The organism is Pseudomonas gorinensis (genome assembly GCF_042015035.1).
Classification (GTDB): domain Bacteria; phylum Pseudomonadota; class Gammaproteobacteria; order Pseudomonadales; family Pseudomonadaceae; genus Aquipseudomonas; species Aquipseudomonas gorinensis.
Map to the genome: position 1 here is coordinate 4930039 of NZ_CP167125.1, position 14073 is coordinate 4944111.

Here is a 14073-nt window from a genome sequence, read left to right on the forward strand (position 1 = left end):
TTAAGCCCCCTCTGGCCGCAGGTGCCGGTTGAGCACATCAAAATGATCGGAGCGCTGCTGGCTCGGGGCGCTGCCCATGAGGCGGGATTTCAAACTGCTGTAGTCCGTTGTGCGGTCGTTGATATAGCTCTGCGCCATGCCCTACATCCGAGATGCAAAGAAGATGGCGTCGAAATATAAGCAAGCACCTACGCCCCGGACACAAGCGCGGGTGGGCTGAAATGCATTTGGGAAGTTGCCTACTTCACGAAGAAACAGCGCCTACAGAAACAACCCTAATATCCGGTCATCTCCAGGTAACCCACCCCGCCGTCAAACTGCACCGGCCCTTCCCAGTACGGAATACTCAGGTTCATCCAGGCGTTCGGGTTGACGGCCTGGGTGGTGATATCCAGCTGTTTACTGGGAATCTTCAGCGACCAGCGTGTGGGAATGTGGCGTCCGTCGATCACCGTGGTGTCCAGCGGTGCCAGTTGGATGTCAGCGTTGTGCAGGGTCTGGGTGTGGCCTTCGCGGTCGATCCAGGTGCCGGTCAGGTAGGCCGCGCCGTCGGTTTGCCGCACGCGAAACAGCATCAACTGCTCGCCACGGTCCAGGTGCAGGGAGAACCAGTCCCAACCGGTCTGGCTGGCGGTCAACGGTTGGCTGCTCCATTCGCGGTCGAGCCAGGCCGGGCCGCTGACCTGATACGTCTTGCCGTCGATGCTGACGCTGCCTTCGGCAGTAAAGAACGGCTGGCTGTAGTAGTACGACGCCTGGCCCTGGTCGGATTTGCGGCTGTAGCCGTTGTCGCCTTGCAACACCAATGGCCGGCTGGAGGTCAGGCGCAGGTCGTAGGCAAATTGCGCTCCGCTGGCCTTGAGTTGCATCGCCGCCAATGCGCTCGCGGCGCCGGGCTCGCTGGCGAAATTCCAGTCGTCGATCCAGGCGTTGAACGGCACTGCCTGCGCCCCGGCCTGGCCGACGCCGCCGCGGGCGAAGCGTTCGGCGGCGTAATGGCGAGTGGCGGAGGTGACCGCCGCGTGGCCGAGCCATACGTTTGAATCGTGCCAGCCGGCTTGCGTCGGCCCGGCCTTGAGGGCGTTGCGAAACAGCGTCCATTGCACGCCGAACACATTGCCCTGGGCGTCCTTGAGGTTGGCGGTGACGTACCACCACTCGATACGAAAGCCATCGTGGGGGCCGTGATCCTCGGGAAAGCTGAAGACCTTGCCGGGCAGCACCTGGGCAAAGTCGGCCGCGTCGCTGCCCAGGCCGGCAAAGCTTTCCTGTGGCGCGGGGACTTTGTCACAGGCCGCCAGCAGCAATAACGCGCACATCAACGACCTAATCTTCATGGGCAAACGTCCTCAACAAGTCCGCCGGACGGCTGCGATACAGCTGCCACAGCGGCCATGCCGACGCCAACAGCGTGGCCAGCAGCGCCAGCCCGAGCAATTGTGCGAGCTGCCACGGGAACACTTGCAACGGCAGGCGCCAGCCAAACGCCTGCACGTTGATCACCGCATCCAGGCACCACGCCAGCAACAGGCCCAGCGGCAACGCCAGCAGCAGCGTGAGCACCGCCAGCAGCCAGGTTTGCGCCAGGTTCAGCAGCATCAATTGCCGCCGCGTCACCCCCAGCGCCCACAGCGGAGCGAGTTGGCCGAGGCGGATTTGGCTCTGGGTCAGCAGGCTGATGAACAGCGCCACGCCGGCCACGCCCAAGGTCAGGCTGTTGAGCGCGGCGGTGGCGGCGAAGGTGCGTTCGAACACCTGGCTCGACCACCCCTTGAGTTGCTGTTGATCGACGATACGGCTGTCTTCCAAGGCAAAGGCGCGCTGCACTTCGCCCACCAGCGGCGCCACGTTTTCCGGCAACACCCGCAGGTTGAAACGCGCCGGCGTCAGTCTCGACCAGTGGGCCAGCAGGTGCCGGGCGTTGACCAGCACGTGGCCCTTGGGGTTGCCGTAATCGGCGTACACCCCCACCACGGTGGGCGACCACACACCGTGCGGCGTGGGAATACTGACCGTGTCACCCAGCGTCACGCCAAGCCGCCGCGCCAGTTGTTCGCTGAGCATCAGGGTCTCGCCTTGCTGCAACTGGTCCCACGGCGCGCTCGCCGCTTCCAGCAACGGCCAGTGCTGGCGATAGGTAGGGTCGTCGACCACGCCAAACAGATCCGCCGGCCAGCCCTGTAATTGCACCGCAACCTGCCAGGTAGGCAGCACGGTTTGCACCAACGGTTGCTGCGCCAGCCAGGTGCTGAGTTGCTCGGCCTGGGCCGGGTTTTGCGGGTTGAGGTACAGCTCGGCGGTGAGGCGTTGCTCCAGCCAGTTATTAAAGGTGTGGCGAAAGCCCGAGGTCATGGAGCCCGCGCCGATATTCGCGGCCAGGGCCAACAGCAGCGCCATCAATGCCAGGCTCAAAGCCGGCAATTGTTGGCGGCAGTCAGCCAGAAACCACTGGCCGAGTACCGAACGGCTGCGCCCCAGCAGCGCCTCCAGCAAGCCGTTGAGCAACACCGGCAAACCCAGGGCGGCGCCGAGCAGCAAGGCCGCCATCAACACAAAACCGGCAGCCAGGCTGTCGCCCAGCCATAACGCCAGCAGCGCGATCAGTAAGGCCGTCGCCGCCACCCAGCCCTGGCGCCGCAACCAGCGCCTATGGGCCTCGTGCCAGGCCTGGGCATTGGCCAGCGCCAGCAATGGCAGGCGGGCCGCGCGCCATAGGCTGCTGGCGCCGGCGAGCAAGGCGCCGAGCAAGCTCAAGCCCACACCTGCCACCCACCACCCTGGGCTCAAGCTCAATTGGCCCGGCACCTCGGCGCCATACAAGCCACGCAGGCTGGCAGCCACATCCGGCAGCAGCAGGCTGGCCAACAGGTAGCCGCTGGCGACGCCGAGCACGCCCCCCACTATCGACAAGGCACCCAGCTCCACCCCCAGGCCGAGGATCAACATCCGCGCACTCACGCCGCAGGCGCGCAATGTACGCAACAGCCCGCGTCGCTGCTCCAGGGCCAGGCCGATGGCCGCATGCACAATAAACAGCCCCACCACAAAGGACAGGAAGCCCAGCGCATCAAGGTTCAGGTGAAAGCTTTCGGTGAGCCGCGACAGGTTGTTGTCTTCGCCCTGCTTGAGTTGCAGCTCGGCCGGCGGCGTGGGCTGGCTGGCGGCGTAAGCCTTGTCCACCAGCAAGCGCGACAGGCGCGCGGGCATGTCCAGCAATGGTTGGGCGAAGCCGATATCGGTCAACAGCATGCCGGGCGCCATGTCCGGCTGTACCTGCAACGGCGGCAAGGTGCGCCCGCTCGTCGTCAGCGGCTGCTCACCGGCGTGCAGCCCCAGCGCCTGCAAGGTCTGCGGAGCGATCCAGGTGCGCCCGGGAGGCTCGAAGAAGACGAGCATCTGTGCCTGGCTCAAGCGCTGCCCCGCCACCACGCCACTGCCGGGCAACGACAGCGGGTCGATGCCCATCAATTGCAGGCGCTGGTCTTCATGCCCCTTGAGCACCACCCGCCCCTGCACCACCGGCGACACCGGCCACCCGGCGCGGCGCAATTGGGCAAACAGCGCCTGGGGGAAACTGGCGCCGTCCGGCGCACTCAGGCTGGCCTGGGGTTCGCCGCCGATCAATTGGCTGGCCCTGGCGTAGCTGTCACGCGCCTGGCTGTTCAGGGCCTGTACGCCGGTCAGCAGGGCGGTCGCCAGCCATAGTCCGGTCAGCACGCTGAAAAACTGTACGGGATGGCGCCGCCAATGGCTGAGCAACGCGCGCAAGGTCCACTGGAATACCGCCATCAACTCGCATCCGGGGCTTGCACATGCCCGCGCTGCAGCACCACCTGGCGATCAAGCCGTGCGGCAATCCGCGCGCTGTGGGTGACCATCAACAGGCTGGTGGGGGTTTCGCGCAACAGGTCCAGCAGCAATTGCAGCACGTCATCACTGGTGGCTTCATCCAGATTGCCGGTAGGCTCATCGGCCAGCAGCAGGCCCGGTCGCGACGCCAACGCCCGCCCCACCGCCACCCGTTGCTGCTGGCCACCCGACAGTTGTTCGGGATAGCGCTTGAGCAAGTCGCCAAGGCCCAGGCGCTCCACCAACTGCGCCTGCCACTGCGGATCGAAGCGTCCTGCCAGCCGCGCCTGGAAGGCCAGGTTGTCGTCCACGCGCAAACTGCCGATGAGGTTGAACTGCTGGAATACCAGGCCGATTTCCGTGCGGCGCCAGTGGGCCAGTTGCGTTTCGCTCATTTGGTCGAGACGCTGCTGCCCCATGCGGATGCTGCCGCTGTCGACACGATCGAGACCGGCCACCAGGTGCAAAAGCGTACTTTTCCCGCTACCCGACTCGCCCATCAACGCCAGGCTGCTACGCTCAGCCAGGTGCAGATCAACGCCGGCCAGGACAGCCAGCGGGCCCTGCGCAGTGACGTAGCTTTTATGGACACCTTGCACCTGCAACATGGAATGCTCGCTCCTCAATGGACTGCCATCGAGGATAACGGCTGACCGCCCTCGCCACGCAAATTTTTCACATGCATTTCACCGGTTAACTACCGACCCGCGCATAAAGTGCCGACCAACTGCCAATAACGATCAACTTTTTAGTTGCCGGCACTGGCAACTTTTAACACACCGATTTTCAGCAAAAAGACAGCAACTGTATGACAGGCTCCTGCACCACTACGGGCGCACTCAGAGAGTTGCACCTGTTTGATAAAAAACGCTGCCTAACGTGTCGATGGTGAACAACGTGGTTAACCTGACCCTGACCAAATCGCGCTCATACCAAGCCCGGGCCAAACGCTTGAAGAAGCTCTGGCTGGGCATGGCAGTGGCTGCCTTCTTCGGGACCTTACTGGCCGGCTACCTGGCCTGGCCACTGTCCCCGCCGGACCTGGGCGTTGGTAATCGCCTGCTCACCTCAGGCTTGCTCGCTGGCTGGCGCGACGGCAATGTGGTTGTGCTTGTGCGCCATGAAGAGCGCTGCGACCGCTCGTCAAACCCCTGCTTCGGCCCCGCTGATGGCCTGACCATCCACGGCACCCAGCAGGCCAAGGAAATCGGCAAAGCGTTTAAAACCCTGGGTATGGAGAGCGCTGACATCCTCAGCAGCCCCACCACCCGCACCGCCCAGACCTCGCAGTTCATGTTCGGCAAGACCCTGCTCTCCCCAGGCCCGCTGGCGATCTGCGGCGACGCCATGGGGGAAGAAATCCTCAGCCACAAACAACCCGGGCGCAACCTGGTGCTGATCACCCACAGTGCCTGCATCAATGACTTCGAACAAGCACTCGGGTACCCCCATGCGGTGACCGCCGAGTACGGTAGCGCGCTGTTCGTGGAGGTGCTGGGCAACGGTCACTTCAAGACCCTGGGCATCATGAACAGCGTGGACTGGCCGGCGGCAATCAAGCAACTCTAGACAATTTTTTACATATACAAGGCGCAGGTGTTCAGCCAAACGACAGCCAACTTCTGGCATGTTTAGTCGCGCCTGTTAGTTAAGGACGTCATGACTATTTTCAGCGACTTAGTGAACATTGTGAGTCTTTGTACTACAACTTTCCTACATCCATTTCCCTCCCTTAGACGTCAAGGAGCGACGTTCGCATGACCCGAATAAAACCTCTGCCCTTACTGCTGCTGGCGATTGCCGCGTTTTATCTCCTGCCTCTTGGCCTGCACGGTTTATGGGTACCCGACGAAACCCGCTACGCCCAGATCAGCCAGGAAATGCTCACCAGCGGCAACTGGGTGGCCCCGCATTTCATGGGCCTGCGCTACTTTGAAAAACCCGCCGCCGGCTATTGGCTGATCGCGCTCGGCCAAGCGGTGTTTGGGCAGAACCTGTTCGGGGTGCGGATCGCTTCGGCGCTGACCAGCGGGTTGAGCGTGCTGCTGGCCTACCTGATCGCCCGCCGCCTGTGGAACGACCCACGCAAAAGCTTCGCCTGCGCCCTGCTCTACCTGAGCTTTGGCCTCGTAGCCGGGCAAGCCAGCTACTCCAACCTCGATCCGCAGTTCACGTTCTGGGTCAACCTCAGCCTGGTAGCGCTGTGGTTTGCCCTCGACAGCCGCACCGTGCGGGCCCGGCTGGGAGCCTGGGCGGTGCTGGGCGTGGCCTGTGCCATGGGCTTCATGACCAAGGGCTTCCTGGCGTGGCTGCTGCCGGTGCTGATTGCCGTGCCGTACATGCTCTGGCAGCGCCGCCTGGGTGAATTGCTGCGTTATGGCCCGCTGGCGATTGGCGTCGCGCTGCTGATCTGCCTGCCCTGGGTGTGGGCGATCCACGTGCAGGAACCGGACTACTGGCGCTTCTTCTTCTGGCATGAACACATCCGCCGCTTTGCCTCCGACAATGCCCAGCATGCGCGGCCGTGGTGGTTCTTCCTGCCGATCATGGTGGTGGCCTGCCTGCCGTGGTCGGCGCTGTTACCCAATACCCTGCTCAAGGCCTGGAAAGAAAAACGTCAACCGGCGATGGTCTTCCTCGCCCTGTGGATGCTGCTGCCGCTGGGCTTTTTCAGCCTGAGCAACGGCAAGTTGCCGACCTACATCATGCCGTGCCTGCTGCCGCTGGCCTTGTTGATGGGGCATGCCCTGATCGACCTGATTCAACAACGCAAAGCACGCGCCCTCAGCATCAACGGCATGCTCAACTTCGTGATCGGCATGGTCGCGATGGTGGCACTGATTTATCTGCAACTCACCAGGCCGCTGTACGGCAATAGCCACGCGGAGATGTTCAGCCTGTCGCTGACCTTTATCGTGCTGTTGGGCTGGATTCTCTCCAACCTGCTGCAAGCCGTGCGCCCGCTCACGCTATGGGCAATGCCGGCCCTGGGTATCGGCTTGCTGGTGGTACTGCTGCCAGTGGGCATGCCCGAGTTCGTGGCGGATAACGAAATGCCCGACCAGTTCGTGTTGGAACACCTGGACGACTTGCAGCAAACCCAGGCATTGCTGAGCAATGAACTGGAATCGGCCTCGGCCCTGGCCTGGCGCCTGAACCGCACACAGGTGACGCTCTATAACACCGAAGGCGAGTTGCGCTATGGCCTGCAATACCCCGACTCGGTGCACCGTAAGGTCGGGCTGGACGATGTCCAGGCCTGGCTGGCCGATGCCCGTAAACAGGGTTCGGTGGGGGTCCTGATGCGTGTCCGGAGCACCAGCGAACACATTGAAGAGGGGCAACTGCCGCCCGGTGGCAAACGCTATCGCAAGGGCGACCTGGTACTCATCCTCTATCCGCAATCCCCCTAGGAACCCACCATGACTTTCTGGAAAACCGAGCGCGGCGCCCTGCTGCTATTGCTGGGCGTGTCGGCCTTGCTCCTGTTGCTGGGCCTGGGCAGTCGCGATCTGTGGGGACCGGAAACCCGTTGGGCCAATATCGCATTGCAAATGCTGCAAAGCGGCGACTACTTCGACCCCTACCTCAAGGGAGCGCCGTACTACGACAAGCCCCTGCCCTCCTACTGGCTGATCACCGCGTTTGCCAACCTGATGGGTGGCCTGGGCCCGTGGTCGCTGCGCCTGTCCTCGGTGATCGCGGCATGGCTGAGCATCTGGCTGGTCTACCTGATCGGCGAACGCCTGTTCCGCAAGGGCACCGGGCTGATTGCCGGCTGGATGCTCGCCACCACCTTCTACTTCCTGTTCTGGGCACGCGTGGCCACGGCGGATGTGCTCACCGTGTGTGGCGTACTGGCGGCAGTGTGGTGGTACTGGCGCGGGCCGGACGACACACGCCTGGGGCGCTACACGGTATTTTTCCTGTTGCTGGCGGCGACGTCGCTGTTCAAAGGCTTGATCGGTTTTGTACTGCCGGGCCTGGTACTGCTGCCGCACTTGCTCAGCGAACAGCGCTACAAACGCCACCTCAACCTGCGCCTGGTGCTGGCGCTGCTGATCGCTGCGGCGTTCTACGCCATCCCGTTCGTGCTGTCCCACCTCTACGGTGCGCCGACTTACGGTGAAAGCGGCCTGGCGTTGGTGTTCCGCGAAAACGTGGTGCGCTTCTTCGACCCGTTCGACCATATGGGGCCGATCTACACCTACCTGATCTACCTGCCCGCCTACACCCTGCCTTGGGCCCCATGCTGGCTGCTCGGCCTGTGGCTGGCCGTGCGGCACTGGCGCCAGACTCCCCCCAATGTGCGCTGGCTGGTCTGGGGCCTGGGCCTGTTGTTTGTGTTCTTCACCGCCAGCGGTAGCCGACGCAGCTACTACGTGTTGCCCCTGGTGCCCTTCGCGCAGTTACTGGCGGCCTGGTGGGTGAGTGAGCGGCTGGCGAAAAAACCGGCGAGCTGGCCGCGTTGGCAGAAAGGGTTTGCCGCTGCGGCCCTGTTGATGCTGCTGGTATTGGGCGTGGCGTATCCCTGGACCAATGGCAACGGCGGCGTGACCCGTTTCGTCAAGGACGTTCAGGCCCAGGCCATCAAGAGCGCCCCCTGGAACCAATGGCAAATGGTATTGGTGGAGGTCGACAACAAACTGCCGATGTACCTGCAAAACCACGGCAAACCGTTCTACTACGTAGCCGAGACCCAGGACTTCCCGCGCCAGGGCACCAGCGCCGAGTTCATGGCCTGGCTGGAAAAAACCAGCGGCCAGGGCTTCGACGCGCAGCATACGATCATCATCGCGCAGTTCTCCAAGGAAGATCCCACACCGCTGGCTTACCTGGGCGCGGATCACCAGGTGATCACCACCCAGCCGGACAATGGCGAGCGCTTGTTTCACACGCGTTCGGGTGGCAGCGTAGCGTTTATCCCACAGGGGCAATAACCGAACCTGGTGCGCGCCTGCCTTTAACCTTTTGGCAGGCTCGCAGCATGAATAAACGCCTCATCCAGGCTTGCAGCGTCATAGGCGTTCATGAAGCCCTCAGCATCAGTGAAGCGGTTGAAACGCCGCTGACTCAGCATGTAGAAGTCATCGCAGTGGGCAACGATCTCATCGACGTTATGCGATGAAACCAGAATCGCGACACCTTCCGCGGCAGCCCCTTCCAGGCATTTCCAGATGTGATAACGAAACTCGGGATCCACACCTGCCGTGGGCTCATCCAGTATCACCAGATCAGCGTTAACGGAGAGCAGGGACAAGGTAAAAAACCATCGCTTTTCTCCGTAACTGCAAAGAGACGATTTCTTTTCCCATATTTCACAATAGCGTTCAGCTATCCCCGGGCTCCATTTTTCAATTTTTTCCAGCGCGTGCTTTTGTGTGACCTGTGTGTCAGAACAAAAAAGCATCATCATTTTAAAAACATCAAACATTCGCAGCACCGGCGGCGTCGTAATGATTTGTGATAGATAAAGCAACTTCGAGAACGAATTGGATATCTCACCGGAATTGGCTTTTTTCAGACAACACACCGCGTCAAAAAAAGTCGTTTTTCCAGAACCATTAGGTCCCAACAAGCCTGAAATTGAACCGGGACCGACCGTCAACGAGGCGTCTTCAAGCACCACATGCTGCGCATATCCGATACCCAGTGATTTTACGATAAGCCGTCTCATCAATAGCGACTCCACACTGGGTTAATAAGTAAAAAACGGATCAACATCAAAAACGAAATAACAAAAAGGCAAACAACCACCCTAACGAGGAATGCGCATTCAGCGACCCCCAGTGACATTATCTGGTTTGCCCACCACATCGGATTAAAATAGCGGATCACTTCAAACACGCGATGAGAGGCGTTCGCGCTGACAACTCCCAGCACCAGCATCAGGAATGAAAATATAGAAAAAACCGTATTTGTATTTTGAAATCCCATTGGAATCAACGTCAGCAGAAGCGAAGGTACGGAAAACAAGAGAAAGCAGATGTAAAACCGCCCAAGCACAACAAAAAACTCTGTAACGTCCATTACGCCAAAATAGTTTCTCGTGAACACATAAAAAGCAGAACAATAGATAACCGACATTACAGAATAGGCAAAAAACTGCCCCAAAAGAAAGATTGTTTTTGTGCGCCGCGTATAGACGAAGGATCGTAGAAACCCACTCTCCCTTCTCCCCACTATATAAAATGCCAAGCCAAACAGGGCAACACTCGACGATACGAACGCATAAAACCACGAGGTATTATCCAGATAACGCTGAGACAGCGTACCCTCCCCCACCCTGGCATAGGCGATCAAATAGAACGTAACCACCGGGGATATAACGATCCAAAATAAAGCCACGGGCTCTTTTAACTGTTCTTTAATAAATAGCCCCGCCAACAATAATGGCTTAAGCAAGGGGTAATATCTCATCACTCACCTCATGGAAACGGCACCACTCTTTCCACGCGCGCAGTGGCTGCGAATGTACCTTTGAAACGCCCCTGTCAGCTACGAGCAAACTTTCCGTTGCGAAATTCATGATTTCATAGTTAGGTAGGGTTATATTCATCGCGGAATACCCTATAGCGGTTTTCCAGCATCCGCCTTGGCTTCCTGATGCTCCAGCGCTCCCCACATACAGATTGAACCCACATTCATTATCAAAATAGAAAAACATCACCTCAAACTCTTCATCGCTCATCTCAACTCTCCTGAGACCACACAATCATTATCTTCAATGACTGATTAACGAGTGACGATAGCAATCTAGATCCAGCTAAAAGAAAGCGCAATTTTTCCAATTTCGCCTTGTAGGAAAATGAACCGGACACTTTAGGAGTTTTCTTTCACGACAATCAGAACACCAACAAGCCCATACGAAATAAAGCTGTGCTACCCATACTCGATATAAATATTTAACCCTCATAAAATTAATCACTTACCAAAATCTCAATCGGCACCTATAAAAATGTTCAAACCAAGAAAATGTGTAGAACACCGAACAGTTCCAACGAACCTCACAAGAAAATCCGACATACGGTCTTACTTAAAGTATCCGGCAAGAATAGGTCGGCCGCTCTTTGCCGCTGCACACAGGACGGTACAAACCGGGGACAAGGAATCACCCAGCCCGATTAAATTTGCAACTTGCCGCCTCCAAGTGATCGAACAACATGTATCTGCCTGACTGGATATTGCGCTTGAGTATCAGTATTTACGATGACCGAACGAACGGGCTCCAAGTGCAAAACGCTAACCGTAGAACCCTCGACAAAAGGAAGCGTCACGTAACTGGGCTCGGCCTGAACATCACCTCTTAGTTCTTGAGAGTAAAGCACCTCACCTGTTGCCGTCCTGACCCACATGGCAATGTAAATAGAAGGGAAATAGCCATGAGGTTTAGCGGCAAGCACTTCGATAGCCACCTGCTGAGTGACCGTATCAATTTTTATATCTGCCACCGTTCCCTGTCCAACCCCAGATTGGCGCCAGGTAAAATAACTTCCCGCCACGCCTGCGTCTCCGGTATCACCATAGAAGACAATCAAGTCCCTGATGCTTTCAAGAAGCTGATCCCGCTCGGGGCTTTCAAATGTATTGATCGCCGCCAACACATCCATGACGGGCGAAGAGCCCGCATGCAACAATAAATGCGGGGTTTTTCTGATTTCATCAGCCGCCAGTGCAATTCTCGTTTTCAAATTATTTGCCGGCCTATTATCCAGTTTCAAATTCCTTAAACCCTGCACCGTGACCGTCAACGTATTATCGACAGAGGCCTTATCGATAAAGGGTTGTAAGTTCGGAGTCTCTGAGAGACGAGAAGGCTCTTTATGATGAATCGTAACGGTACAGCCAGGTCCTATCAAAAACTCGTGTACGAACACCACTGCACCTTTGCCGGGAATGGATAAATCAAACAGCACAAAGCCATTAATGTCCTCGACGGAAATACCTGCATAGACAGACGTTCCATAGTAGGAATGGGGCTCAGCCCTTAAAACATTGAACGTTGCCCTATGAAATTCCATATCGACATTCAGTACAGCAAATAAACCATACAACCCGAAAAACTCGATCTTTTGCGACGCCAACGAGGTGCCTTGAGCATAAGCATAATCTAATGACACGTTATTATTCATGTTCGCACTCACTTCTAGATAATTGTGATTGATCGTTCGAACGCCACTGGGCACCGCTGGATGCTGCAAATTATATACACCTATCGGCAGCCCCTTCAGTTCAAGCACAGGCGAAGTGACTTTAACAATATGCGATTGATTACTACCCGTGCGCAGGATGAAAGATTTATTTTTGTTTTCGAGATAGGCTTGATTCGTCATCTCCAGTGTCAAGTCACCTTTAAGATCAGTCACGTTGAGCGATAGACAGTCGACCAGTGAAAACGGCGTCTTCAAATTCAACTGCTGCTGGAGGTAGGCCAGTTGTTCAGGAGGCACGACCCGGTAAAGCGGACAGCACGGGCGAAAGTTCCCATAGACATTTTTCAGAGCGCGGTCAGCGGAGACTTCCACCTCCAACAATGCCATCAAGGGTCCGATATCAATATTGAGCCTATCAGCCCAGCGTGCACTGAACAGATCCATCAAGGGATGTTCCCAAAGATCAAATCCGTTGGTCGTGGCAAGTGCTCGGTAGTACTGGTTAAACTCGGTGAAAGCCGACTCGCCGGCTTTATCAATGATGATCATGAATAAAAAAAGCACTTCATGTAAATGCCATCTCCCCGGCGGCACACTACTGTCCATTCGGCTGCGCATCGCATCGAATGTCGCCTGAGCATTGCCGGCATACATCCAGCCGCGCTCATATACACTTTGCCCCATCATTTTATGTTGATAATAAGTCGCATAAATATTATTCCAGACCTCGCCGGTCGGTACGACACTGTTATACATCGCGTATGTCTGGTAGCCGTGGGCTATCTCATGCAGTGAGCACCAGTTATCTGCGCGCGTGTCCAACCAGCAACTCGCGATCGAATCGCCAACCTGAGCTGTCCACCCATTCCCATAGTAGGCAGAGCCTCCACCCGTTTTATCTGCCTTGATGAAATACCGATTGTGAATATTCTTATCGGTCGGGACCGGTGTATCGAATGAGATACCCGCCAAGGAATTAAAGTACTCAAACACGCCCGTATAATATTTCTCCAGGCTGTCAAGCCCCTGCGCCTGATGCAGTGCTTTGACGACGGCTTTATCGACCGCCGGAACGAGCAAGCTGGCATAAGTTGTCTGGATGAGCGCAAACGCAGAATCAGTCTCATCCCACTGCTGAAAAAACAAATCCGCATTGCCATTCGAAACATAGATGGGCAGGACTTCGTCGCCGCTTGTCGAATATTCGATCTCGACATCTATCGGCTCATAGGGTGTAAGCACGAACGGAACGGAGGGATGGGTGACAGTCAAGCCTGCCCACTCACCGGTGATCCGAATATAGGTTTCCGTCACGCCGCTATCATTTAGCAGATCCAGCTGCAGTACACGGTCAATGGCACTGGACCGGCGAATGGATATACGTGCACCGGCGGGAAGTATCACTCCAAGGGGTTGTCGATCATGGTAAATGCCCTTGGAAAAACCGGTTCCCCAAAACCAGCCTGGATGTTCCAAGGTATAAGGTTTAAAAAACTTTGTAATTGCCTTTGAATCGTCCATATCGCTTTCCAGGGTGATTGAACTCATTACCTGGAAAAATCATGAAGCCCCCCACCTGTTTTCACGACTGTGATAATTCACAGTTTTTTATATCTATTTCTTTGCCCGCGTAGACATAATCTTTCTATACCCGGGGTTGTCGTGCCTGCATCAACCAGGCGCCTGCTCAAAAACCAACACCCTGCCTTTTTCCCTGTTAGAAAACACCCTGCCTTCGCCCTGGGCGGCAGAGGTGTTGCCGTTGATACGCGCGATTAGAGGCGGTATCGCCTGTCACGTCCGGGAGCGAGCTTGCTCGTGCCCCCTGAGACCGAGGGTTGAAACGATGAAATCGATGTAGGACATCAGCTATATCTGTCCGCTGCCGAGTGACGAACACGCCGCTAAAAAACGAAAATTATGTTTAATATCAAATAGTTATTCGTAATGTTGAGCCACCGCGGTTTCTGCTACAGCGCAAAGGGCCGTGAGATACGTCGGATTAATGACGCTATTTTTATGGCAGATTGTGTCCCTTGTTTCCGCCGCACACCTGGGCCCCGGCGCCCAC

11 protein-coding genes are annotated in these 14073 nt (G+C 57.3%); 3 read left to right on the top strand and 8 right to left on the bottom strand.

The genetic code is table 11. The features are described 5' to 3' along the window. The 4 genes from AB7933_RS22285 to AB7933_RS22300 all read right to left on the bottom strand — a co-directional run bounded on the left by AB7933_RS22285 (position 1) and on the right by AB7933_RS22300 (position 4457). Positions 1 to 138 carry a hypothetical protein gene (locus AB7933_RS22285; protein ID WP_024076377.1) on the bottom strand — a complete coding sequence of 46 codons (138 nt, stop codon included), beginning with the start codon at positions 136 to 138 and terminating at the stop codon, positions 1 to 3. Between the two features lie 137 nt (positions 139 to 275). Further along, positions 276 to 1337 (bottom strand): lipocalin-like domain-containing protein, encoded by a 1062-nt coding sequence (locus AB7933_RS22290; RefSeq protein ID WP_041160971.1) that lies wholly within the window; start codon positions 1335 to 1337, stop codon positions 276 to 278. Next, positions 1327 to 3789: an ABC transporter permease gene (locus AB7933_RS22295; RefSeq protein WP_024076379.1), complete on the bottom strand. Its 2463-nt coding sequence runs from the start codon at positions 3787 to 3789 to the stop codon at positions 1327 to 1329. Before AB7933_RS22295 ends, AB7933_RS22290 begins: the two co-directional genes overlap by 11 nt. Further along, positions 3789 to 4457, bottom strand: coding sequence for an ABC transporter ATP-binding protein (locus AB7933_RS22300; protein WP_024076380.1), 669 nt, complete (start codon positions 4455 to 4457; stop codon positions 3789 to 3791). Before AB7933_RS22300 ends, AB7933_RS22295 begins: the two co-directional genes overlap by 1 nt. A gap of 277 nt (positions 4458 to 4734) precedes the next feature. On the opposite strand from AB7933_RS22300, the gene AB7933_RS22305 reads away from it, so the two are divergent. The 3 genes from AB7933_RS22305 (at position 4735) to AB7933_RS22315 (ending at position 8789) form a co-directional block, all read left to right on the top strand. Next, positions 4735 to 5418, top strand: coding sequence for a histidine phosphatase family protein (locus AB7933_RS22305; protein ID WP_024076381.1), 684 nt, complete (start codon positions 4735 to 4737; stop codon positions 5416 to 5418). A gap of 188 nt (positions 5419 to 5606) precedes the next feature. Then, positions 5607 to 7262 carry a lipid IV(A) 4-amino-4-deoxy-L-arabinosyltransferase gene (gene arnT, locus AB7933_RS22310; protein ID WP_024076382.1) on the top strand — a complete coding sequence of 552 codons (1656 nt, stop codon included), beginning with the start codon at positions 5607 to 5609 and terminating at the stop codon, positions 7260 to 7262. A gap of 9 nt (positions 7263 to 7271) precedes the next feature. Beyond that, a complete protein-coding gene (locus AB7933_RS22315; protein ID WP_024076383.1) occupies positions 7272 to 8789 on the top strand; it encodes an ArnT family glycosyltransferase in 1518 nt (505 codons plus the stop codon). Positions 8790 to 8812: 23 nt separating this feature from the next. Here AB7933_RS22315 and AB7933_RS22320 read toward each other — a convergent pair whose 3' ends face one another. The 4 genes from AB7933_RS22320 to AB7933_RS22335 all read right to left on the bottom strand — a co-directional run bounded on the left by AB7933_RS22320 (position 8813) and on the right by AB7933_RS22335 (position 13523). Then, a complete protein-coding gene (locus tag AB7933_RS22320; RefSeq protein ID WP_024076384.1) occupies positions 8813 to 9526 on the bottom strand; it encodes an AAA family ATPase in 714 nt (237 codons plus the stop codon). Beyond that, positions 9526 to 10269, bottom strand: coding sequence for a hypothetical protein (locus AB7933_RS22325; RefSeq protein ID WP_024076385.1), 744 nt, complete (start codon positions 10267 to 10269; stop codon positions 9526 to 9528). The genes AB7933_RS22320 and AB7933_RS22325 overlap by 1 nt, the downstream gene beginning before the upstream one ends. Then, positions 10247 to 10540 carry a hypothetical protein gene (locus AB7933_RS22330; protein WP_024076386.1) on the bottom strand — a complete coding sequence of 98 codons (294 nt, stop codon included), beginning with the start codon at positions 10538 to 10540 and terminating at the stop codon, positions 10247 to 10249. The genes AB7933_RS22325 and AB7933_RS22330 overlap by 23 nt, the downstream gene beginning before the upstream one ends. A 433-nt stretch (positions 10541 to 10973) precedes the next feature. After that, positions 10974 to 13523 (bottom strand): putative mucin/carbohydrate-binding domain-containing protein, encoded by a 2550-nt coding sequence (locus AB7933_RS22335; protein ID WP_024076387.1) that lies wholly within the window; start codon positions 13521 to 13523, stop codon positions 10974 to 10976. Between the last annotated feature and the right edge of the window lie 550 nt (positions 13524 to 14073).